Origin of the sequence: Citrobacter sp. TBCS-14, from assembly GCF_005280805.1 — a bacterium.
GTDB classification, from domain to species: domain Bacteria; phylum Pseudomonadota; class Gammaproteobacteria; order Enterobacterales; family Enterobacteriaceae; genus Citrobacter; species Citrobacter gillenii.
In genome coordinates this window covers 1-486 of sequence record NZ_SZWM01001192.1, presented here as the reverse complement: position 1 = coordinate 486, position 486 = coordinate 1, and the positions used below count along the sequence as shown (strand labels likewise).

Genomic DNA, 486 nt, shown 5'->3' with positions numbered 1-486 from the left:
GCTATACGTGCCCAAAATGCTGGCGTTGAGTGATATTCTCAAAAACAGCAAACGCTATGGCGTGCGTCTGCCAACTACAGACGAAAGCCGCGCGTTGGCACGTGTTCGCTTGAACAGTCCGGTTGAGATGGCTCAGGTTGCCGATATGGCAGGTATTTCCGTCAGCAAGCTGAAGACCTTCAATGCTGGCGTGAAAGGCTCCACGTTGGGTGTCAGCGGCCCGCAATATGTGATGGTGCCAAAGAAGCACGCGGAGAAACTGCGTGAGTCCCTGGCGTCAGGCGAAATTGCAGCCGTACAGTCAACGCTGGTCGCGGATAACACGCCGCTGAACAGNTGAACAGCCGTAGCTACAAAGTTCGCTCTGGCGATACGCTTTCCGGCGTCGCTGCACGTCTTGGCGTGAGCACGAAGGATCTGCAGCAGTGGAATAATCTGCGTGGATCATCGCTGAAAGTGGGCCAAAGCCTGACCGTAGGTGCGGGT

Annotated in this window: 1 pseudogene; it reads left to right on the top strand. The window is 55.9% G+C overall.

Annotated features, from left to right (window positions below):
- A pseudogene (locus FDX22_RS24750) lies at window positions 1-486 on the top strand (LysM peptidoglycan-binding domain-containing protein); the annotation flags it as partial.